At 65.6% G+C, this 22,332-nt stretch carries 21 protein-coding genes; 19 read left to right on the plus strand and 2 right to left on the minus strand.

The window, feature by feature from the left end:
• The first annotated feature begins 272 nt into the window (after nt 1–272).
• From ACQR1Y_RS24755 to ACQR1Y_RS24790, 8 genes are all read left to right on the plus strand, one after another.
• The gene (locus ACQR1Y_RS24755; protein WP_434878746.1) at nt 273–1,724 is read left to right on the plus strand and encodes a 6-hydroxynicotinate reductase; all 1,452 of its coding nucleotides are present in this window, start codon (nt 273–275) and stop codon (nt 1,722–1,724) included.
• The gene (locus ACQR1Y_RS24760; protein ID WP_434878745.1) at nt 1,721–2,605 is read left to right on the plus strand and encodes a UPF0280 family protein; all 885 of its coding nucleotides are present in this window, start codon (nt 1,721–1,723) and stop codon (nt 2,603–2,605) included. The genes ACQR1Y_RS24755 and ACQR1Y_RS24760 overlap by 4 nt, the downstream gene beginning before the upstream one ends.
• Before the next feature lie 42 nt (nt 2,606–2,647).
• Nucleotides 2,648–3,232, plus strand: a complete 585-nt coding sequence (locus tag ACQR1Y_RS24765; RefSeq protein ID WP_434856944.1) for an amino acid synthesis family protein — start codon at nt 2,648–2,650, stop codon at nt 3,230–3,232.
• A 27-nt stretch (nt 3,233–3,259) separates the two neighbouring features.
• On the plus strand, nt 3,260–4,462 hold the full coding sequence (locus tag ACQR1Y_RS24770; protein WP_434878744.1) for an ABC transporter substrate-binding protein: 1,203 nt from the start codon (nt 3,260–3,262) through the stop codon (nt 4,460–4,462).
• A gap of 183 nt (nt 4,463–4,645) precedes the next feature.
• The gene (locus ACQR1Y_RS24775; protein WP_434856942.1) at nt 4,646–6,532 is read left to right on the plus strand and encodes an ABC transporter permease; all 1,887 of its coding nucleotides are present in this window, start codon (nt 4,646–4,648) and stop codon (nt 6,530–6,532) included.
• On the plus strand, nt 6,529–7,320 hold the full coding sequence (locus tag ACQR1Y_RS24780; protein WP_434856941.1) for an ABC transporter ATP-binding protein: 792 nt from the start codon (nt 6,529–6,531) through the stop codon (nt 7,318–7,320). Before ACQR1Y_RS24775 ends, ACQR1Y_RS24780 begins: the two co-directional genes overlap by 4 nt.
• Nucleotides 7,317–8,021, plus strand: a complete 705-nt coding sequence (locus tag ACQR1Y_RS24785; protein ID WP_434856940.1) for an ABC transporter ATP-binding protein — start codon at nt 7,317–7,319, stop codon at nt 8,019–8,021. The genes ACQR1Y_RS24780 and ACQR1Y_RS24785 overlap by 4 nt, the downstream gene beginning before the upstream one ends.
• Nucleotides 8,022–8,034: 13 nt before the next feature.
• Nucleotides 8,035–8,550, plus strand: coding sequence for a MarR family winged helix-turn-helix transcriptional regulator (locus ACQR1Y_RS24790; protein ID WP_434856939.1), 516 nt, complete (start codon nt 8,035–8,037; stop codon nt 8,548–8,550).
• 480 nt (nt 8,551–9,030) lie between these two features.
• On the opposite strand, the gene ACQR1Y_RS24795 is transcribed toward ACQR1Y_RS24790, so the two are convergent.
• Together ACQR1Y_RS24795 and ACQR1Y_RS24800 are read right to left on the minus strand one after the other, a co-directional pair.
• Nucleotides 9,031–10,227 carry an amidohydrolase family protein gene (locus tag ACQR1Y_RS24795; protein ID WP_257165888.1) on the minus strand — a complete coding sequence of 399 codons (1,197 nt, stop codon included), beginning with the start codon at nt 10,225–10,227 and terminating at the stop codon, nt 9,031–9,033.
• A 172-nt stretch (nt 10,228–10,399) separates the two neighbouring features.
• Complete coding sequence (locus ACQR1Y_RS24800; RefSeq protein ID WP_172180054.1) at nt 10,400–11,305, minus strand: LysR family transcriptional regulator; 906 nt, start codon at nt 11,303–11,305, stop codon at nt 10,400–10,402.
• A gap of 288 nt (nt 11,306–11,593) precedes the next feature.
• Here ACQR1Y_RS24800 and ACQR1Y_RS24805 point away from each other — a divergent pair, with 288 nt between their 5' ends.
• The 11 genes from ACQR1Y_RS24805 to ACQR1Y_RS24855 all read left to right on the plus strand — a co-directional run bounded on the left by ACQR1Y_RS24805 (nt 11,594) and on the right by ACQR1Y_RS24855 (nt 22,305).
• Nucleotides 11,594–12,391 (plus strand): 5-oxoprolinase subunit PxpA, encoded by a 798-nt coding sequence (locus ACQR1Y_RS24805; protein ID WP_434878743.1) that lies wholly within the window; start codon nt 11,594–11,596, stop codon nt 12,389–12,391.
• A 3-nt stretch (nt 12,392–12,394) separates the two neighbouring features.
• Nucleotides 12,395–12,634, plus strand: coding sequence for an acetyl-CoA carboxylase (locus tag ACQR1Y_RS24810; protein WP_434878742.1), 240 nt, complete (start codon nt 12,395–12,397; stop codon nt 12,632–12,634).
• Entirely contained in the window at nt 12,631–14,013 is a 1,383-nt protein-coding gene (locus tag ACQR1Y_RS24815) for an acetyl-CoA carboxylase biotin carboxylase subunit (RefSeq protein WP_434878741.1), read from the plus strand. Before ACQR1Y_RS24810 ends, ACQR1Y_RS24815 begins: the two co-directional genes overlap by 4 nt.
• A complete protein-coding gene (locus tag ACQR1Y_RS24820; protein ID WP_434878740.1) occupies nt 14,013–14,882 on the plus strand; it encodes a 5-oxoprolinase subunit B family protein in 870 nt (289 codons plus the stop codon). The genes ACQR1Y_RS24815 and ACQR1Y_RS24820 overlap by 1 nt, the downstream gene beginning before the upstream one ends.
• Entirely contained in the window at nt 14,879–15,850 is a 972-nt protein-coding gene (locus tag ACQR1Y_RS24825) for a biotin-dependent carboxyltransferase family protein (protein WP_434878739.1), read from the plus strand. Before ACQR1Y_RS24820 ends, ACQR1Y_RS24825 begins: the two co-directional genes overlap by 4 nt.
• Before the next feature lie 64 nt (nt 15,851–15,914).
• Nucleotides 15,915–16,976 (plus strand): TMAO reductase system periplasmic protein TorT, encoded by a 1,062-nt coding sequence (gene torT / locus ACQR1Y_RS24830; RefSeq protein ID WP_434856932.1) that lies wholly within the window; start codon nt 15,915–15,917, stop codon nt 16,974–16,976.
• Between the two features lie 68 nt (nt 16,977–17,044).
• Nucleotides 17,045–18,562 (plus strand): sugar ABC transporter ATP-binding protein, encoded by a 1,518-nt coding sequence (locus tag ACQR1Y_RS24835; protein WP_434878738.1) that lies wholly within the window; start codon nt 17,045–17,047, stop codon nt 18,560–18,562.
• Entirely contained in the window at nt 18,559–19,605 is a 1,047-nt protein-coding gene (locus tag ACQR1Y_RS24840; protein ID WP_434878737.1) for an ABC transporter permease, read from the plus strand. Before ACQR1Y_RS24835 ends, ACQR1Y_RS24840 begins: the two co-directional genes overlap by 4 nt.
• Before the next feature lie 74 nt (nt 19,606–19,679).
• Nucleotides 19,680–20,561: an aldose 1-epimerase family protein gene (locus tag ACQR1Y_RS24845; RefSeq protein ID WP_434878736.1), complete on the plus strand. Its 882-nt coding sequence runs from the start codon at nt 19,680–19,682 to the stop codon at nt 20,559–20,561.
• A gap of 310 nt (nt 20,562–20,871) precedes the next feature.
• A complete protein-coding gene (locus tag ACQR1Y_RS24850; RefSeq protein WP_434878735.1) occupies nt 20,872–21,291 on the plus strand; it encodes a hypothetical protein in 420 nt (139 codons plus the stop codon).
• Between the two features lie 192 nt (nt 21,292–21,483).
• Nucleotides 21,484–22,305, plus strand: a complete 822-nt coding sequence (locus tag ACQR1Y_RS24855) for an aldo/keto reductase (protein ID WP_434878734.1) — start codon at nt 21,484–21,486, stop codon at nt 22,303–22,305.
• The last annotated feature ends 27 nt before the right edge of the window (nt 22,306–22,332 follow it).

The following is a 22,332-nucleotide window of genomic DNA, read 5'->3' on the forward strand; positions in this document are numbered from 1 at the left end:
CGTCCGCTGTGGTATCGTTAACGAGGATGCGATCGCGATCGCCGGGAGCCTATCGTTTGTGTACTAACATGCAAGTACCGCGTTTCGCGGTGCAGCGTATGCACGATTTGTCGTCATTGTGCAGGGCAAACTGATCGATTATCCGGCAAACCCGCTTTTCGGGCACGGTGGCGCTTGACAGTCGCCGGAGGTGCGCGACATCATTCGTATACGAACGAATTGCCGTGGCGGGCGGCGTTATGCCGCCTCTGCTTCAAGATGGGCTCCTTCGCATGGTGACTGAGACGGCGAGCGACGCTGCAGGGGACAAGATCCGCTGTGATGCCTGTCCGGTGATGTGCTACATCAAGCCGGGCGCGGCCGGCGCCTGCGATCGCTACGCCAATCAGGATGGCGTGCTGGTGCGCGTCGATCCGCACATCCTGCTGGAACGGACGGTGTCGCATGGCGGCAAGCTGGTGCCGTTTCAGGCCAGCGGTGACTGGGACGGCAAGATCGTGCACCAGCCGGAGCTGTTCGTCACCGCGATCGGCGCGGGCACGACCTATCCGGATTACAAGCCGGCGCCCTTCATCGTGTCGTCGCAGGTCGAGGGCGTCGACATGGTCACTGTGGTGACCGAGGGCATCTTCAGCTACTGCGGTGTCAAGGTGAAGATCGACACCGACCGCTATCTCGGGCCGGAGGCGGCGACCGTGCGCGTCGACGGCGAGGCGGTCGGGCACGTCACGACCAGTGAATACGGTTCGCAGATGCTGTCGCTCGGCGGCGTGCATCACCTGACCGGCGGCTCCAAGAAGGAGGGGCGCGTCACCTGCGACGCGTTGATGGATCTCAGCAACCGCAAGGCGGTCGAGCTCACCATCGACGGCGGCGCCAGCGTGATCGTTCAGGCCGGGCAGCCGCCTGTTGTGAACGGCGTCAAGGAAGAGCGCATGCGCGTCGGCTGCGGCTCGGCGACGATCGGCATGTTCGCCAAGCAGTGGCAGGGCAAGGTCGACGAGGTCGTCGTGGTCGACGATCACATCACCGGCGTGCTGTCGGAACACCAGGCCGGCAAGCTGCTCGATATCCCCGCGACCGGAATCAAGATGAAAGGGCGGCGTTCGACACCGGGCCGTTACTTCCAGGTCGCGCAGCCCGGCACCGGCTGGGGCGGCACCGACATCTCAGATCCGCTGTCCATCCTCGGCCCGTTCGATCCGAAGACGGCGAAGCCAGGCACGACGCTGCTGATGGTGTCGACGACCGGCGAGCATGCCGGCTACTATGTGCTCGATGATAGCTTGAAGCCGGTGCAGCGCGAGATGCCGCCGGAGCTGCAATTCTCGGTCGAGCGCATTCAGGAGAATTGCGAGCCGGCGCTGTGCACCGTGCTCTTCATGGCCGGTGCCGGCGGCTCGCTGCGCGCGGGTGTCACCGACAATCCGGTGCGGCTGACGCGCTCGGTCAAGGATGCGCTGACGCGCGTCACCTCGGGCGGCGCGCCGGTCTATGTCTGGCCCGGCGGCGGCATCACCTACATGGTGGACGTGACGCAGATGCCGGCGGGTGCCTTCGGCTACGTCCCGACGCCGGCGCTGGTGGCGCCGATCGAGTTCACGATGAAGCTGTCGGACTATGAGGCGCTCGGCGGCCACATGGACTACGTCCAGCCGCTCGCGACATTGAGGGATGTCAGCAAGGATATCCGGCAGCTACCTTGGCCGGGGCAGGGCGCATGAGCCGTCAGCCCCAGATCGCGCTGTTGCCGGACCGGCGTCTGCATCTGCAGGACGGCCCGATCGATCTGATTATCGGCGCCGACGGTCCGGAGGCCGAAATCCGCATCGCCTACCAGGCTGCCGCGGAGCGTTTCACGGGTCTGCTCGATGAGCTCTGTTCGGAGCTGCGGGAGCTGCGCAAGGCCGCCGATCGGGATTGCTCGCTGACCGGTGTCGTTGCCCGTCGCATGCACACGGCGGTGGCGCCGTTTGCGGCGGAGATGTTCATCACGCCGATGGCGGCCGTCGCTGGCGCAGTGGCGGAAGAGATCCTCGGCGTGATGCTGCGCGCAGCGAAGCTGACGCGCGCCTATGTCAACAATGGCGGCGACATCGCGCTGCATCTGCGTGACGCAGCGACCTTCAGTGTCGGGCTGATGGATCGGCCGGACAGCGCCGGAACCCTACGCCGGATGACGCTGCGCGCGAATGATGGAATTCGAGGCGTTGCGACCTCCGGCCGTCATGGCCGCAGCTTCTCGCTCGGCATCGCCGATGCCGTGACCGTGCTCGCGCGCAGCGCCGCGCAGGCCGACGCCGCAGCGACGGTCATCGGGAATGCGGTCGATCTGCCCGAGCATTCCGCCGTTGTCCGCCGTCCCGCCTGCGAGCTGCAGCCGGACAGCGATCTCGGTCATCGGCTCGTCACATGCGAGGTCGGCGACCTCTGTGATGCTGACATCGCGACCGCGCTGGTATCTGGCGAGCAAGCCGCGCTGACCCTGCTGGCGGATGGTCTGATCGAAGGCGCCGTCCTGCAGCTCGGCGGGGCTATCCGTGTGGTCGGTCCGCGTCCGATCGAGATCATCAGTCCGTCCCGGTTGCGGGCGGCGGCGGCGTGAGGTTTGATCCATGCTGGGCTGGAACATGAGGAACTGCCGACGATGAGCGCCGTCATCCGCAAGATCGTGACCGTGGTCGAGGAGGTCCATCAGGAGATGGGCAAGGCCGTCTCGCCGCCGACGCGGCGCGCCGCGGCGATCGCCGTGATCGAAAATCCGTTCGCCGGCCGCTATGTCGAGGACCTCTCGCCGCTGATCGCGATCGGCGAGGAACTCGGCGAGATGCTGGCGAAGCGAGCGGTCGCAGCGCTGGGTATTGAGGGGCCCGCCGCGCACAGCTACGGCAAGGCCGCGGCCGTCGGCAGCGACGGCGAGCTGGAGCATGCGGCGGCGATCCTGCATCCGAAGATGGGTGCGCCGGTGCGCAAGGTGCTCGGCAAGGGCGCGGCGCTGATCCCGTCTTCCAAGAAGCGCGGCGGCGTCGGCTGCACGCTCGACATTCCGCTCGGGCACAAGGACGCGGCCTTCGTGCGCAGCCATTTCGACGGCATGGAGGTGCAGATCAACGATGCGCCACGCGCCAACGAGATCATGGTCGCGCTCGCCGTCACCGACAGCGGGCGTCCGCTGCCGCGTGTCGGCGGGCTCACGGTCGCCGAGATCAAGGGCGACGACGGTCTACGATAATTCCAAATCAAACTGGAGGCTGAAGGGATGCGACGGAGAACGATGCTTGCGGCAGGCCTGGGCCTTGCCGTCGCGGGACTGACGGGCGCGGCGCGCGCCGAGGACGTCATCAAGATCGGCGAGATCAACAGCTACTCGCTGCTGCCGGCGTTCACCGAGCCCTATCGCAAGGGCTGGCAGCTCGCGGTCGAGGAGGTCAATGCGGCCGGCGGCATCAACGGCAAGAAGCTCGTCGTCGTCTCCAAGGACGACAGCGGCAAGCCGGCGGACGCGCAGACCGCAGCCAACGAGCTGGTGTCGAGCGAGAACGTCGCGATGCTCGCAGGCACCTTCCTGTCGAACATTGGCCTCGCCGTCAGCGACTTCGCCAACCAGAAGAAGGTGTTCTTCCTGGCGGCCGAGCCGCTGACCGACGCCATCACCTGGTCGAAGGGCAACAAATACACCTTCCGCCTGCGCCCGTCGAACTACATGCAGGCGGCGATGCTGGTCGAGGAAGCCGCCAAGCTGCCTGCCAAGCGCTGGGCGACGATCGCGCCGAACTACGAATATGGCCAGTCGGCCGTGGCCGTGTTCAAGAAGCTGCTCTCGGAGAAGCGGCCTGATATCCAGTGGGTCGACGAGCAGTGGCCGCCGCAGGGCAAGATCGACGCCGGTCCTGTCGTACAGGCCGTCGCCGCCGCCAATCCCGAAGCGATCCTCAACGTCACCTTCGGCGCCGATCTCGTGAAGCTGGTCCGCGAAGGCAACACCCGCGGCCTGTTCAAGGACCGCAAGGTCGTCAGCTTCCTGACCGGCGAGCCGGAATATCTCGATCCACTCAAGGATGAGACGCCGGAGGGCTGGATCGTCACCGGCTATCCCTGGTACTCGATCAAGACGCCCGAGCATGACGCGTTCCTGAAGGCCTATCAGGCCAAGTACAACGACTATCCGCGTCTCGGCTCGATCGTCGGCTATCAGACCATCAAGTCGGCGGCCGCCATTCTCGCCAAGGCCGGCTCGACCGATGCCGACAAGCTGATTGCGGCAGCCGAAGGGCTCTCCGTGCCGTCGCCGTTCGGCGAGATCACGTTCCGCAAGAACGACCACCAGTCGACGCTCGGCGCTTTCGTCGGCAAGACCGCGCTGAAGGACGGCAAGGGCATCATGGTCGACAGTGTCTACCGCAAGGGCTCGGATTATCTCCCGAGCGACGCGGAAGTCGCCAAGCTCCGTCCGAAGGACTGAGCCACGCCGTCGTCTCCACGTCTTCCTGCCTCCTCCTCCCGCGGAGGAGAGCGGGCGGGGTGAGGGCATACGACGCCTGATCTACAGGTTCAGGCCGAGACCCTCACCCCACGCTTGCGGCTCATCACGCGAGCTTCCACGCGGCTCATTCGATCCAGACGATCTCCCTCACGCGGACCGCCCATGGCCTTCTATTTCGTCCAGTTCCTGACCGGCCTTGCCAGCGCGGCTTCGCTGTTTCTGGTGGCATCGGGACTGTCGATCATCTTTGGCGTCACCCGCATCGTGAATTTCGCGCATGGCGCGTTCTACATGCTCGGCGCCTACGTGGCCTTCTCGCTCACCGAGCGGCTGTCCGGCCCGCTCGGCTTCTGGGGCGGGATCGTGGTCGCGGCGCTTGCGGTTGCTGTTATTGGCGTCCTGGTCGAGATCGTGCTGCTGCGCCGGATCTATCACGCGCCGGAGCTGTTCCAACTGCTCGGCACCTTCGGACTGACCCTGATGGTCGAGGATCTCGTGGTGCTGATCTGGGGACCCGATGACTTGGTCGGCCGCCGTGCTCCCGGCTTCAAAGGCGCGGTCGATTTCTTCGGCCAGAACATTCCGAGCTACGACCTGTTCCTGATCGTGCTCGGCCCCGTCGTGCTCGGCGCGCTGTGGCTGCTGTTCCAGCGCACCCGCTGGGGCATCCTGGTGCGTGCGGCGACGCAGGACCGCGACATGGTCGCGGCGCTCGGTGTCAATCAGAAATGGCTGTTCACCTCGGTGTTCGCCGTCGGCGTCTTCCTCGCCGCGCTCGGCGGCGCGCTGCAGATCCCGCGCGATGCCGTGCATCACGCGATGGACCTGCGCATCATCGTCGAGGTCTTCGTCGTCGTCGTGATCGGCGGCCTCGGCAGCATTTTGGGCGCGTTCGTCGCGGCGGTGCTGGTGTCGGAGCTCAACGCCTTCGGCATCCTGATCTTCCCGACAATCTCGCTGATCCTGGTGTTCCTGGTGATGGCCGTGGTGCTTGTCGTGCGGCCCTGGGGCCTGTTCGGCAGGAAGGAGGCGCCGGCGCGCCGCACGCCGGGCCTCACCGTCATTCCCTGGCGTCCCCTCAGCTCCGTCGAGCGTCTTGCCTCTCTGGTCGCGCTGGCATTTGCCGCAATGCTGCCGTTCATCGCCGGCAACTACGCGCTGACCGTCGGCTCTGAGATCGCGATCTTCGTGATCTTCGCGGCCTCGCTGCATTTCCTGATGGCGGTCGGCGGCCTCGCCTCGTTCGGCCACGCCGCCTATTTCGGCCTTGGCGCCTACGGCGTCGCCTTCCTTGCCAAGATGGCGGGACTGCCGATGATCGCCTGCCTGTTGCTCGGACCTCTATTGGGCGCGGCGGGCGCGGCCGTGTTCGGCGCCTTCGCGGTGCAGCTCTCCGGCGTGTACTTCGCGATGCTGACGCTCGCCTTTGCCCAGATCGTCTGGTCGATCGCGTTCCAATGGGTCGCGGTCACCGGCGGCGACAACGGCATCCTCGGTCTTTGGCCGGAAAAATGGGCGGCCTCGCCGTCGCACTTCTACTGGCTCGCGCTCGGCGTCTCCGCCTTCGTCGTCAGCGTGCTGCGGCTCATCACCTTCTCGCCGTTCGGCTATGCCCTGCGCGGCATGCGCGACTCGCCGCTCCGCAGCGAGTCCATCGGCATCAACGGCAAGCGCATCCAGTGGACGGCCTTCATCATCGCCGGTACCACCGCCGGCATCGGCGGCGCATTGTTCGCTTATCTCAAGGGCAGCGTCTTCCCGGACAATATGGGCATCTCGCTGTCGGTGGACGCACTGGTCATGGTGCTGCTCGGCGGCGTCGAGACGGTGCCCGGCGCGATCTTCGGCGCCATCGTCTACAAGGCGCTCAACATCTGGCTGGTCAGCCAGACCGACTGGTCGAAGCTCGTGCTCGGCATCTTCATCGTGCTGATCGTCGTGGTGTTCCCCAAGGGCATCGTCGGCGTGGTCGAGAGCGTCATGCATCGGCGGCGTGCGGCGACGTCCAAGCCGAGCGCGCTCGCAGCCAAGATGGAGGGCGCGCAATGAGTATCGGTGTGTCCTTGCTCTCGGTCGAGGGCCTGTCGAAATCCTATGGCGGCATTCACGCCGTGCGCAACGTATCGTTCATGCTGCAGGCCGGCGAGATCCTGGCGCTGATTGGCCCGAACGGCGCGGGAAAAAGCACCTGCTTCGACATGCTCAACGGCCAGAACGTGCCGGACAGCGGCCGCATCACCGTGATGGGGCAGGAGACCACCGGCCGCAAGCCGCGCGAGGTCTGGCGCCTGGGTGTGGGGCGCACCTTCCAGATCACCGCGACCTATCCGACCATGACCGTGCGCGAGAACATCCAGGTCGCGCTGGTCTCGCATCATCGGCGCCTGTTCGATTTCTGGAGCCCGATGATTGGAATCGAGCGCGGCGAGGCCGATCGCCTGCTCGATCTCGTCGGCATGGCCGGCTATGCCGAGCGTCCTTGCGGCGAGCTCGCTTATGGCGACCTCAAGCGGCTGGAGCTGGCGATCGCGCTCGCCAACCAGCCGAAGCTGTTGCTGATGGACGAGCCGACCGCCGGCATGGCGCCGCGCGAACGTGTCGAGCTGATGCGGCTCACCGCAAAAATCGCACGAGAGCAGTCGATCGGCGTGCTGTTCACGGAGCACGACATGGACGTCGTGTTCGAGCATGCCGATCGCATCCTCGTGCTCAACCGCGGCAGCCTGATCGCGCAGGGCTCGCCCGCCGAGGTGCGCGCCAATCGCGAGGTGCAGGCGATCTATCTCGGCGAAGGCCTGTTGTACGATGCCCGGCATCGCGAGGGAGCCTCGGCATGAAGCTGTCCGTTTCCAATCTCAACAGCCATTACGGGCCCGCGCACATCCTGTTCGACATCGGCCTGGAGGTCGGCGAGGGCGAGGTGGTGGCGTTGCTCGGCCGCAACGGCGCCGGCAAGTCGACGACCTTCCGCTCGATCGTCGGCCTCGTCGCGTTGCGCGAGGGGCAGATCATGTTCGAGGGCAAGGACATTTCGAGCGCGCCGACGCATGAGATCGTCCGTGCCGGTCTCGGTTACGTTCCCGAGGAGCGGCGAATCTTTACCGATCTGACGGTGGAAGAGAATCTCGAGGTCGGCCGGCAGAAGCCGCGGCCGGGCGCGCCGCAATGGACGCGGGAGAAGCTGTACAAGCTGTTTCCGAATCTCGGCGAGATGAAGAACCGTCCGGGCGGGCGCATGAGCGGCGGCGAGCAGCAGATGCTGACCATCGCTCGCACCCTGATGGGCAATCCGTCGCTGGTCCTGCTCGACGAGCCCTCGGAAGGCCTGTCGCCGAAGATCGTCGAGCAGATGGTCGACGCCATCCTGACGATGAAGAAGGAAGGCGTGTCGCTGGTGGTGTCCGAGCAGAACCTGCATTTTGCAAAACTGATCTCGGATCGTGCCTACATCATCGAGCGCGGCCGCATCTGCTTTGCTGGCACCATGGCCGAGCTCGACGCCCGGCCTGATATTCGCGACGCGCATCTGTCGATCTGAGGCGAGGAAAGAGATGGCCAAGAGCGCCACGCTGAAGCGATCGACAAAGACTGCGGCCAAGGCTTCGCCAAAGCCAGCGGCGAAAGCTGCCGTGAAGACCGCCGCGAAGCCGGCGAAGTCGACCTATGTGCTGGACGATCAGATCGGCTTCATCCTGCGCCAGGTCTGGCAGCGCCACACCATGATCTTCGCCCGCGACATCGGCAGCAACCTGACGCCGACGCAATGGGCGGCGCTGTCGAAGCTGGTCGAGACCGGTCCGTGCTCGCAGAACCAGCTCGGTCGCCTGACGGCGATGGATGTCGCGACCATCAAGGGCGTGATCGACCGGCTGACCGCGCGGGGTCTCACGGAGACGAGCGCGGATCCGCAGGATGGTCGGCGGCTTCTCGTGAGCCTGACCCGTGCGGGCCAGCAACTCGCGGAGAAGACCGCGCCGCTGGCGCTTGCGATTTCCAAGGAAACGCTCGCGCCGCTGGATGCGAAGGAGCGCGAGACGTTGCTGTCGCTGCTGAGCCGGCTGCGGTAGTCCAACGCGCAAATCTCGTAGGGGGGCAAAGCGAAGCGTGCCCACCATTCTTATCAAGACCACCTCTGCCAAGGTGGGCACGCGCGCCTGACGGCGCCGCTTTGCCCACCCTACGGTTCTGGTTCGCGGTAGCAACCAGACTCACCGCGTCATTGCGAGCGCAGCGAAGCAATCCAGGGCATCATGCTCGACTCTGGATTGCTTCGCTGCGCTCGCAATGACGGTGGGGCGATGGTTTCGCGCACTCACATGATTCGAGTTTGCGTATGCAGGAGCGGCAAACTCTGCCGTCGTCCCGGCCTTGAGCCGGGACCCAGAGCCACAGAGTGTAGCTTGGGGCAGGCGCGTCGTTGGCATCGCGCCCACCACGACCGCCGCGGAGTATGGATCCCGGCTCAAGGCCGGGACGACACCGCTCGTGTCGAGCGAGCTGGGCACACTCACCGCTGCGCCCTCAATGACGGCGGAGCGAGAGTCGACTTACTTCGCCACGATCTCCGGGATCTTCGTGGCCGGCGGCGTGTTGCGGCTGCGCTGGGTGCGGACGATGCCGTCGATGATGGTCATGCCGATGCCCGGGAGGTCGCCGAGCTGGACGCTGTCGAGCAGGGTGTTGGCCGGCGAATGTTGCGCCTTGTCCATGATGACGAAGTCCGCGGAGCGGCCGACTTCGATCAAACCGCAATCGAGCTCGCGCATCCGCGCGGTGTTGCCGGTGGCGAAGCAGAACGCGATCTCGGCCGGGATGTCGCCGAGCGAGGACAGCAGCGACACCATGCGCAGGATGCCGAGCGGCTGCACGCCGGAGCCGGCGGGCGCGTCGGTGCCGAGGATGACGCGGTTGAGCTCGTTCATCTCGCGCGCGGTGCGCAGGGTGAACAGCGCCGAGCGTTCATTGCCGTTGTGCACCAGCTCGAGGCCGGCCTTGCAGCCCTCGCAGATGCAACGGATCTGGTCGTCGGGCAGGGCGGTGTGGCCGCCATTGATGTGGCCGATCACGTCGGTGCCCGCTTCCAGCACGACGTCCTTGTCGATCAGTCCGGAGCCGGGGATCGACGGACCGCCGGTGTGGATCGTGCTCTGGATACCATATTTGCGCGCCCAGCCGACCATCTTGCGCGCGGTCGGGCCATCCTTGACGCCGCCGAGGCCGACCTCGCCGAGCAGCTTGACGCCGGCGGCGGCGAGCTCCTTGAAGTCGTCCTCGACCATCTCGCATTCGATCACCGGCGCGCCGGCATGCACCTTCACGCCGCCGGGACGCAGCGTCCAGAACGCGCGCTGCGCGAAGATCGCCATCGCCTTCAGGCCGACCACGTCGCGCGGGCGGCCGGGCATGTGCACCTCTCCGGCCGAGATCATGGTGGTGACGCCGCCGTGAAGATATGAGTCGATCCAGTTGCTCTGGTTTTGCCGCGGCGTCCAGTCGCCGGCGACGGGATGAACGTGGCTGTCGATGAGGCCCGGCGCGACCGTCGTGCCGTGGGCATCCACGATGGTCGTCGCGCCCGACGTGTCGACGTCCTTGTAGCGGCCGATCGCGGTGATCTTGCCGTTCTCGGCGACGATGGTGTCGGCATCCAGGATCGGCCGTTCCAGCGCGCCCGACAGCATCAGGCCGATGTTGCGGATCACCAGCTTGCTGGGACCGGTTGCTTGTGGCGCGTCATGGGCCATCGGGATGTCCTTCTCCTGGCGAAGCGTTTTGCGGCAGTTTGCGCCTGCACGCGGCGCAGCATCAAGCCGGTTTTGGTCATTCGTACACGAATGAATGCGAGCGGCAAGCGGCGGACTTGCACGAAGATGAGGCGCGGGTTGCCTACGCTGCAGACGGCTTCGACCGCCGCATCTAGCGCAATGTCGGAATATAAAACGCCTGGCGGAAGTAGGAGCGGAACACCTCCATGGCCGGCGTGAACTCGATGTTTCGCCGCCAGGCGAGGCCGACATCCATCGCCGGAACGGGATCGCTGAGCACGATGGTCTCGATCCGGCGGCCCTCCAGCGACCACGGACGCAGCACCATGTCGGAGAGGATGGCGACGCCCTGGCCGTTGGCGACCATCGAGCGCACGGCTTCCACCGAGGACGTCCGCAGCACGACGTTCGGTTGGAATGCCGTCTTGTTCCAGTATTTGAGCGAGGTGTGCGCGGCCTCGTCGACCGTCAGCATGATGTAGGGCTCGTCGGCAACGTCCCGCAACGACACGGATTCGCGCTGCAGCAGCCGGTGTTTCGATGGCACCCAGAGCCGCCGTCGCGAGCCGATCAGCGTCTCCATGGTGAGATCGGGATTCTGTACGTTCGACGTCAGCAGCACCGCGATGTCGTAGCGGTTCGACAGCAGCCCTTCCTCGATCGCCTCGCGCGTGAGCTCGAACAGCTGGATGTTGAGTCGCGGATAGTGCCGCTTCAGCCGCTCGAGATGGTTGGGAAGGAAGTAGCCGATCACGGTGTAGGTCGCCGCGAGGGTCAGGCTACCCTCGACGTCGCCGGCCGGCACGCGCAGCGAGGTCGCTTCCTCGACCTTGTTGAGAATATCGTAAGCGTGAAACAGGAACTGCCGCCCGATCGGCGTCAGCTCCATACCCTGCGGCGAGCGGTTGAACAGTTCGGCGCCGACGATCTCCTCAAGCTCCTTGATCGAGGTGGTGATCGCCGATTGCGAGATCGACAGTGCCGACGCGGCCTGGGTGATCTGGCCCTGCTCGGCGGTGGCGACGAAATAGCGGATCTGGCGCAGGCTGATGGCCACCCAATTCTCCATTCAAAGATCAGAATATGGAGCCATCTTACATCTTAAAAAGCAAATCGAATATTCCTTGGGCACGGTGCACCGCAAACAGGCGGCATGATTCAGTCAATTTTATCAGCTATTTGACCGGATGCAGCGGGCAAAGCGTGTTCAACCGGCAATCTAAAAAAGAGAAAAAGAGTTTCCAACAATAATAATTTTCAATGGGACTTTGTGCCCCTAACGTCCTGTTCCGCCGCCCCGCCGCCATCTCGCGCGAAAGAGCGGCGCCAGGTGAGGGGAGCATCCGTGCCGCTGAAGACTGTCGATATCAATTGCGATCTGGGCGAAGCGTTCGGCTCCTGGCGGCTGAGCGACGCCGAGGACGCCAAGCTGATGGAGCTGATCAGCTCGGCGAACATCGCCGCGGGCTTCCATGCCGGCGACCCCAATCTGATGGACACCACGGTGCGGCTCGCCACCCAGCACGGCGTCGGCATCGGCGCGCATCCCGGCTATCGCGATCTGCAAGGCTTCGGCCGCCGCCGCATCGACGGCTCGGCCGACGAACTGATCAACGACATCGTCTACCAGGTCGGCGCTATCAGGGAGTTCGCCCGCCGCCATGGCGGCACCTTGCAGCACGTCAAGCCGCACGGCGCGCTGTACATGGAGCTCGCCGCCAACGAGCAGCTGTCGCGCTCCTTCATCAAGCTGATGCGCACGGTGGCGCCGAACTCCTTCGTGTTCTGCATGGACATTTCGGTGACCTATCGCGTCGCCGTCGAGGCGGGGCAACCCGTCATCCGCGAGTTCTATGCCGACCGCGACTACGACCGCTCCGGCTCGATCGTCTTCACCCGCCACGGCAAGAGGCTCGATCCGCAGGGCGTCGCCGACAAGGTGCTGCGCGCATGCCAGACCGGCAAGGTCCGCACCGTCGAAGGCGACGACATCGACATCGAATTCGAGTCGATCTGCTTCCACTCGGATACGCCCGGCGCCTACGAGATCGCCAGCGCGATGCGCCAGACGCTGATTGCCAACGGCATCCGCATCGCGCCGCCGTCCGACATCGTTCCCCAGAAACCGCAAAGCGAAGCCTGACCCATGAGCACTGAGATCAAGTCCCCGCTGCCTGGCGTGTTCTATCGCAAGCCCTCGCCGGAGAGCGCGCCGTTCAAGAACGACGGCGATACGGTCGCTGCTGACGACGTGATCGGCCTCGTCGAAGTGATGAAGTCGTTCCACGAGGTCAAGGCCGGCGTTGTCGGCAGGAACATTCGCTTCTCGGTCGATGACGCGGATGCGGTTATGGCTGGTCAGGTGATCGCTGAGGTCGAGGCATGACCTTGCGCTCGGTCCTGATCGCCAACCGGGGCGAGATCGCGGTGCGGATCATCCGCGCGGCGAAGGCGCTGGGCCTGCGCACCGTGCTCGCGCACAGCATCGCGGACAAGGAGTCGCTGGCGGCGCAGCTCGCCGACGAGACGGTCGAGATCGGGCCGCCGGCGGCGAAGAAATCCTATCTGAACATCGAGGCCGTGGTGAACGCGGCCAAGGCATCCAAGATCGACGCCGTGCATCCCGGCTACGGCTTCCTCGCCGAGAATGCCGAGTTCGCCGACGCCGTGGCCGCGGCCGGCATCGTCTTCGTCGGCCCGAGCGCTGAGGCGATCCGGCTGCTCGGCGACAAGGTGATGGCGCGCCAGGTCGCGGCGCTCGCCGGCGTGCCGACCGTGCCGGGCTCCGACGGCCGCGTCACCAATCTCGATGAGGCCATCGCGATCGCGGCGCGGATCGGCTTTCCCGTGATGATCAAGGCGGCCGCCGGCGGCGGCGGGCGAGGCATCCGCATCGTCGGCGATGCCGAGGAGTTCGCGCGGCAGTTTCCACAGGCCTCCAGTGAAGCCGCGGCGGCATTCGGCGACGGCGGGCTCTACATCGAGAAGGTGATCGAGCGCGCGCGCCATGTCGAGGTGCAGATCCTCGGTGACGGCGACAACGTCGTGCATTGCTATGAGCGCGAATGCTCGCTGCAGCGACGGCGTCAGAAGGTCTGGGAGGAGGCGCCTGCGGTGGGGCTGCCGGATGACGTCCGCCAGCGGCTCTGCGCCAGCGCCGTCGCGCTCGGCCGCGCTGTCGGCTACAGCGGCGCCGGCACGGTCGAATATCTCTACGACGATGCGACCAACGAATTCTACTTCATCGAGGTCAACACCCGCATCCAGGTCGAGCATCCCGTCACCGAGATGATCACCGGCATCGACCTGGTGCAGGAGATGCTGAAGATTGCCGGCGGCGCCAAGCTCTCTGTGACGCAGGACGACGTGCGCATCCAGGGCCACGCGATCGAGTGCCGGATCAATGCCGAGGACCCGCACAAGGGCTTCATGCCCGCGCCCGGCACGATCGAGCGGCTCGCCGTGCCGGACGGCGAGGGCATCCGCTTCGATACCTTGCTGTTCGAAGGCTATGCGGTGCCGCCGTTTTACGACTCGCTGCTCGGCAAGCTGATCGTGCGCGGCGAGACCCGCGCCGACTGCCTGGCCCGGCTGCGCGCGGCGCTCGACGGCCTCGTGATCACGGGCATCCCCACGACCATTCCGCTGCATGCCGCGCTCGCGCGCGATGCCAGCGTCGCCGATGGACGCACCCATACCCGCTTTCTCGAGCCATGGCTCGAGTCCGATTTCGCGCAGCTGGCCCGCGCCAGGGAGGACGCCTGATGACCACCCGCTACTCGTTCGGGGGGGACGAGCATCTCTTCGTCGAATGCGACGAGGCGATGTCGCTCGATGCCTTCTTCAAGAGCCTGTCGATGACCAATGCGATCCGCGACGCCGGCATCAAGGGCGTCACGGAGATCTGCCCGGCCAACGCCTCGTTCCAGATCAAGTTCGATCCCGATGTGATCAAGCCGAACGATATCCTGAAGGAGGTGCAGGGGATCGAGAGCGCGGCGGCGAAGACCGAGCCGGTCATCAAGACCCGCATCATCGAAATCCCGGTGTTCTACCAGGACCCCTGGACGCACGAGACCTTGATGCGCTTCCGCGAGCGGCACCAGGACCCGACCGCGACCGACCTCGAATATGCCGCGCGCGTCAACGGCCTCGCCGATGTCGAGGCCTTCATCAAGGCGCATAGCGGCTCGCCCTGGTTCGTCTCGATGGTCGGTTTCGTCGCCGGCCTGCCGTTCATGTATCAGATGGTCGAGCGGGGCAAGCAGCTCCAGGTGCCGAAATATCTGCGCCCGCGCACCGACACGCCGAAGCTGACGATCGGCCATGGCGGCTGCTTCTCCTGCATCTATTCGGTGCGCGGCGCCGGCGGCTACCAGATGTTCGGCATCACGCCGATGCCGATCTTCGATCCCGAGCAGAGCATCTCATACCTGCGCGACTTCATGGTGTTCTTCCGGCCCGGCGACATCGTCAAGTTCAAGCCGATCCAGCAGGACGAATATGATCACGCGCTGGGCGAGGTCGCGTCCGGCCGCTTCGCGCCCATCATTCGCGACGTCACCTTCGACTTCCGCGATTTCCAGAAGGACATGACCGGCTACAACGCCAAGCTTCAGGGAGCGCTGGCATGACCATCAAGGTGCTTCATCCGGGCCTGTCGACCACCGTGCAGGACCTCGGCCGCCCCGGCTATTTCCATCTCGGCATTCCCGTCGGCGGCGCGATGGATCGGCTCGCACTACGCGCGGCAAACATGCTCGTCGGCAATGACGAGGGCGCAGCCTGTCTGGAAGCCGTCTTCATCGGCCCGCAGTTGGAATTCACCGCGCCTGCGCGCATCGCCGTCACCGGGGCCGAGATGCCGATCAAGCTCGACGGCGTCGAGCAGCCGGGCTGGACCGCGCTGGAGGTGAAGGCCGGGCAGGTGCTCAGCTTCGACTATCTGAAGAGCGGCGCGCGCATCATCATCGCCGTCTCAGGCGGCATCGACGTGCCGCTCGCGCTCGGCAGCCGCTCGACCTATCCGATCGGTGCGCTCGGCGGCTTCAAGGGGCGCGCCATCGCGGCGGGCGACGAGTTACCGGTCGGAGCTGCCACGAGCGGCAAGGCGGGCGCGAGTGTCCCCGAGGTCCTTCGCCGTAAGCCGGGTCATCCCGCCGAGCTGCGCGTATTGCCCGGCCTGTACTGGCATCGCATCCTGCCGGAGTCGCAGCAGAGCTTCTTTGCCGATCAGTGGAAGGTCGCGCCCGAGGCCGACCGCATGGGCTATCGCTTCCGCGGGGGCCAGGCGCTGAAATTCGTCGAGCGCGAGCAGCCGTTCGGGGCGGGCTCCGATCCCTCCAACATCGTCGATAGTTGCTATCCCTACGGCTCGATCCAGGTGCCCGGCGGCAAGGAGCCGATCATCCTGCATCGCGATGCCGTCTCCGGCGGCGGCTACTTCATGGTCGGCACGGTCATCTCGGCCGACATGGACCTGATCGGCCAATTGCAGCCGAACATGCCGACGCGTTTCGTCGAGATCGACATGGATGGCGCGCTCGCCGCGCGCGCCGATCGCAAAGCTCTTCTGCAGAAGATCCGGGCGGCATTGGCCTGACCGCACTTCGGTGCGGGACGGCCGATGCCGGGTTTCCAAGACTGAATGACAAAGGGGTAGTTCAATGAAGAGTTTGGTTCGTGTTCTCCTGGCGTCCTCGGCGCTGGTGCTGTCGGGCGGCGCCCACGCCGCCGACTGGTTTCCCTATGATGCATCGAAGATCGATCCGCCGTTCGCGGCCGACGGCAAGCCGTGGGACGTCAAGTATGTCCCGCTGGAGAAGGCCTCCAAGCCGTGGAAGCTGTGCGTCTCGTTCCCGCACATGAAGGACGCCTATTGGCTCGGCGTCGACTATGGCGTCGCGGAGGAGGCGAAGCGCCTCGGCGTCAAGATGAACCTGGTCGAGGCCGGCGGCTACACCGAGCTGAACAAGCAGATCTCGCAGATCGAGGACTGCGTCGCGTCGGGCACTGATGCGGTCATCATCGGCGCGATCTCGGCCGATGGCTTGAACAAGGTGATCGGCGAGATCGCCAAGAAGAAGATCCCGGTGATCGACCTCGTCAACGGCATCTCCTCGCCGGATATTTCGGCCAAGTCGCTGGTGTCGTTCTACACGATGGGCGCGGAGACCGGCAGCTATCTGGCCAAGAAGCATCCGGCCGGCACGCCCGAGGTCGTGGTCGGCTGGTTCCCGGGCCCGGCCGGCGCCGGCTGGGTCGAGGCCGCCAACAAGGGCTTCATGGACGCGGTGAAGGGCTCGGCGATCAAGGTGCTGGAGCCGAAATATGGCGACACCGGCAAGGAGGTGCAGGCCAAGCTGGTCGAGGACGCGCTACAGGCTGCGCCCAACATCCGCTACGTCGCCGGTACGGCGGTGACCGCCGAGGCGGCGCAGGGCCTGATCCGCGAGCGCGGGCTGAAGGGCAAGGTCGACCTGCTCGCCTTCTACATGACGCCCGGCGTCTATGAGGGCATCAAGCGCGGCCTGATCCTGGCGGCGCCGGCGGACTCCATGGTCATCCAGGGCCGCATCGCGGTCGACCAGGCCGTGCGCATCCTCGAAGGCAAGGACTACGTGAAGCACGTCGGTCCGAAGATCTTCGTGGTCGACTCCGCCAATATCGGCAAGGTGCCGCCGGCGAACATCCTTCCCCCGGACGGCTTCAAACCCGTCTTCAACTAAGCGGGGAAAAAGATGCGGCTCTGCCTTCGCTCCCTGACGGGGCAGGGCCGCATCGCAGGGGGCAGGCGATGAGCAATGTGGCTGCACCGCTGGTCGAGATGACCGGGATCACCAAGGAGTTTCCCGGCGTCAAGGCGCTCAGCGGCGTCCATCTCAAGGTCGAGCGCGGCGAGGTGCATGTGCTGTTCGGCGAGAACGGCGCCGGCAAGTCGACCTTGATCTCCATTCTCTCCGGTGTATTCCGGCCCACGACCGGCTCGATCAGCATCGCTGGGCGTGAGGTGAGCTTTCATTCGGTGCACGACGCGGCCAAGGCCGGCATCGGCACCGTGTTCCAGGAATTCTCGCTGGTGCCCACCTTGCCGGTGTTCGAGAATCTCTATCTCGGGCGCGAGCTGATGCGCGGGCCGCTGACGGATCGCCGCGCCATGCTGGCCGGCGCGCGCAAACTGTTTGCCGAGCTCGATTTCGACATCGACGTGACGCGTCCCGCGTCCAGCCTGTCGCGTGCGCAGCAGCAGATGGTGGAGATCGCCAAGGCGTTCTTGTCCAATGCCCGCGTGCTGATCCTCGACGAGCCGACGGCCTCGCTCACCGAGCGCGAGACCGAGCGTCTGTTCGGCTTCATCGGCAAGGCGGCTGCGTCGGGCGTGGGCATCATCTATATTTCGCACCGGATCCAGGAATTCCAAGAGATCGCCGACCGCATCTCGATCCTGCGCGACGGCCGGCTGATCGCCACGGTGTCTGCACGCGACACTTCGGAGCGCGAATTGATCGAGCTGATGACGGGGCGCGCGGTCGACCAGGTCTATCCGAAGATCGCGCGTCGCACCGATGGCGCCGTGGTCATGACGCTGGAGGGCATCCGCACCGCGGGCGTCCATGGCGCAAGCCTTGAGGTGCGCGCCGGCGAGGTGCTCGGCTGCGCTGGCCTCGTCGGCAGCGGCAAATCGCGGATCTGGCGCGCGGCGATCGGATTGCAGCCATTGCAGGCCGGCAAGGTGACCTTGAAGGGCCGCGACGTCACCGGCGCCTCGACGCGCGCGCTGCTCAAGGACGGCGTGTTCTTCCTGCCGTCGGACCGCAAGAGCGAGGGCCTGCAGATGACCGCGAGCGCCCGCGGCAACATCGAGCTCAGCCTGCTCGACCGCGACGACGTTGCGGGTCCGCTCGGCTTCGTGGGGCCGCGCCGCAGCCGCGCGCTGACGGATGCGATCGGCGACAAGGTCGGCATCGCCAAGGGCGCGATGGATCGCGCTGTGTCGAAACTGTCCGGCGGCAACCAGCAGAAGGTGCTGTTCGGCAAGGGTTTCGGTGACGACCGCGACGTCTACATCTTCGACGAGCCGACGGTCGGCGTCGACATGGGCACACGCATGGCGCTGTACCAGCTCATCAAGGACATCGCCGAATCCGGCAAGGCCGTCGTCGTGATTTCCTCCGACCTGCCGGAGGTGATGAACCTGTCGCATCGGCTGCTGGTGTTCGCCAAGGGCCGTATCGCGGCCGAACTGTCCGGCGATGCGATCGCGGAAGAGAACGTCCTGAAACATTTCTTTGCTGAAACGGAGGGCTCGGCGTGAGCATGCCAACGACGACAATCGCCGAGGACACGGCCGCGCCGCGCCGCGCCAATGCGCTGCTCAAAGGTCTGCGCGCGCTGTTCCTGCGCGTCGGCGTGCTGCCGTTCTTCCTGGCCGCCACCCTGATCGCGTTCTCGCTGGTGTCCAAGGAATTCCTGGCGCTGCAGAACCTCACCAATGTCGCGCGGCAATCCGTCTATCTCATCCTGGTCTCGCTGGGGCAGATGCTGGCGCTGGTCACCGGCGGCTTCGACCTGTCGGTCGGCACCGCGATCGCGCTGACCTCGGTGGTCTCGGCGCTCGCGATGGTGAGCCTGTCGCACATCCTGCCGCCGGACCTGCTCTGGCTGGTGATCGTGCTCGGCTGCTGCGCCGGGCTTGCGGCGGCGCTCGTGATCGGCAGCATCAATGGACTCGGCATTGCCGTGTTCGGCGTCTCGCCCTTCATCATGACGCTGGGCGTGCAGTCGGTCGGCGCCGGCATCGCGCTGTTTCTCACCGGCGGCGTGCCGGTGTCCGGCGTGCCCTACGAGTTCGGCGATATCCTCGGCTTCGGCCGTGTGTTCGACGTTCCCGTTCCCGTCCTGGTCGCGATCGTCGCCGCCACTACAATCTGGCTGGTGATGAACCGCACCCGGCTCGGCAAGCACATCCAGGCGGTCGGTGGCAACGTCAAGGCGGCGCGGCTCTCGGGCGTCAACACCACCAAGGTGCTGTTCATCGCCTATATCATGTGCGCGCTGCTCGCCTCGGTCGCGGGCCTGCTGCTGACCGCGCGGGTCGGCTCCGGCGAGACCAATCTCGGCGGCACCATTGCGCTGGAATCGATCGCGGCCTGCGTCATCGCCGGCGTCTCGCTGCATGGCGGCATCGGCCGGGTCGAGAACGTCGTGCTCGGCGGCTTCTTCATCGTGCTGCTGCAGAACGGCATGAACATCGCGCAGATCGGCTCCTACATGCAGATGGTGCTGCTCGGTTCGCTCCTGGTGCTCGCCGTCATTCTCGATCAGGTCCGCTACCGGCTGCTTGTCGGCGAACGCTGATCGGGACAAGCTCTGGACGTCGTCGCTCCAATCCGGCATCACCCGTCGGGATCTCCCGGCACGGATGCTGCGACATGAGCGACGACCTCCATACGATCAGCGCCGGCGGCATCGCCGCCACCATCAAGGCCGGCGGCGCCGAGCTGTGCTCGCTGAAGACGCCCGAGGGCCTGGAACTGCTCTGGCAGGCGGGACCCGCCTGGCCGCGCCATGCTCCCTGGCTGTTTCCGATCGTCGGCCGCCTGAAGGACGACCGACTGCATCATCGCGGCCGCTCCTATCCCATGACGCAGCACGGCTTCGCCCGAGACCTGCGATTCATCTGGCTGGAGCGCAGCGCCGACGCCTGCATGCTCCGACTGACCGATGATGAGACCACCCGCGACCGCTACCCGTTCGCCTTCAGCCTGACATTGACCTACCGGATCACGGCCGACGCGCTGGAGATGCAGGTCGACATCGCGAACCCCGGCGCGGAGGAATTGCCGGCCTCGTTCGGCGCCCATCCGGCGTTCAACTGGCCTCTGCTCCCGGGCGAACCGAAGGAGAGCTATCGCCTGATCTTTGCCGAACCGGAGCCGGCGCCGATCCGGCGTCTGACGGGCGGCTTGCTGCGCGCGCGCCCCGAGCCATTGCCGATCGAAGGGCGCGTTCTTTCATTGAACGAAAGCCTATTCGAGGAGGATGCGATCATCCTCGATCAATTGGCCAGTCGCTCGGTTCGCTTGATCGGAACCAAGGGACCTTCGCTGGAACTATCATGGGCTAATTTTCGACAGCTCGGCATCTGGTCGAAGCCCGGAGGCGCCCCGTTCCTGTGCATCGAGCCCTGGCGCGGCTTTGCGAGTCCAATGGAGTTCGATGGGGATTTCGCGAGGAAGCCCGGTGTGATGCACATCGCTCCGGGGGCGGCGGAAACGCTGCACTTTCGCGTGGAGATCGCGCCGTCTGATTAGTATGACTTATGTCGAATACGACGGATTTGGCTTGCGCCCAGTGCCGTGCACAGCGGTAACCGTGACTCGCGGTTTTGGGCCTGGACATGGCGCTCGTGTGTCCTACATGAGAGACGCGGACGGAACTTTGGCTATGATCTTCGCAACGACTGGCTGATCCGGAGCTTTTTCTCCGAACTGATAACGGTCGATCAACGAACATCAAGATGTGCGAATGGGACCGCCGAGCCATCGGACCATCGCCCGCACACACAGGGATCTCGCAGCAGGGGCGCGCGATTGAGGTCGCGCGGGACGACGGAGGACGGGGATGGTCACGAGAGGTTTGATCGGCACAATCACATGCGCCGTGTTGCTCACGGCCAGCCAGACCGTCGCGACTCCGTATCAGCGCGGCGACTTCCTGCGGCTTGATCTGTCCAAGGCCGTGTTGTCGCCTGAACCGCTCGGCCCCGAAGCGCATTTCGAGCCCGTTCCGATCGAGGCCCGGACCGATCGCCCAGCGCTGGCCTCGCGTTCGGCCGGTGAGGCTGATGTCGGGGCGGTGACCCCGCATGCCGCGTCGACGCGGCGAGGTCGCGCGGCGAAAGTGGCGGAGCGGCCGCGCGGCGCCGCGCGCGCCAAGCTCGCGCAGCGCCGCAGCAACCCCCTCGACGCGCAGGCGATGGATACGCGCATTCAGACCTGGCCGTGCAAGCCCGGCAGCGGCGGCATCTGCAACTGGCGCTGAACGGCGCTTGCCGTCAGGGTCTCCCCGAACTCCGGAACCGATCTGCCGATATCTTGATTGAGCTCGGCGGCCGGTTCGCTTGAACTTGCAAGCGCAGCGCGCGCAGACTGAGCGCATTCCGCCAAGATCTAGTTTGATCGACGCCGTCGCCGGTGTCCGCGCCGGTGATCCGACCGCTGTCCAGGAGAGTCCATGAACGTCATCGAAACCCAGGGGATCCGTCTGCCCAAGCTCGGGCTCGGCACGTTTCGCATGCAGGGGACCGTATGCCGCGAAGCGGTCGAGAGCGCGCTGGCGCTCGGCTATCGCCACATCGACACCGCCGAGATGTATGCCAACGAGGACGCGATCGGAGCGGCGCTGGCAGCAGCCTACGTGCCGCGCGCCGAATTGCATGTCACGACAAAGGTCTGGCCGGAAAACCTCGCGCCGGACGCGATCCGTCGTGCGTTCGACACGAGCTTGAAGAAGCTCAGGCTGGACTTCGTCGATCTCTACCTCATCCATTGGCCGGCCAAGGGAATGAATCTTCCGGCTGCGCTGGAGACGCTTGTGAGGCTCAAGGAGGAGGGGCGCACCCGTTCGATCGGCGTGGCCAATTTCACGGTCGCGCTGCTGCGGCAGGCGGTCGAGGACATCCAGGCGCCGGTGGCATGCAATCAGGTCGAGTATCACGTCATGCTCGACCAGTCGAAGCTGATGGCCTACATGGCCAGCAAATCGATCCCGCTGGTCGCCTATTGTCCGCTGGCGCAGGGCCGCGCGGCGGCCGACGAGACGCTGGCCGCGATCGGCCGCAAGCACGGCGCAAGCGCCGCGCAGGTGGCGCTGAAGTGGCTGCTGGATCAGGACCACGTGGCGGCCATCCCCAAGGCCGGCCGCAAGGAAAGCCAGCAGGCCAATTGGGATGCGATGAAGGTTCAACTCGACGGCGAGGACCGCAAGACGATTGCGGCGCTTCCGAAGGACAAGCGCTTCGTCAATCCCGGCTTCGCGCCGGAGTGGGATCGCTGAAGATCCACGCTGATTGCCTGCAGAAAA

This window comes from Bradyrhizobium sp. HKCCYLRH3099, assembly GCF_051167855.1.
Taxonomy (GTDB): Bacteria; Pseudomonadota; Alphaproteobacteria; order Rhizobiales; family Xanthobacteraceae; genus Bradyrhizobium.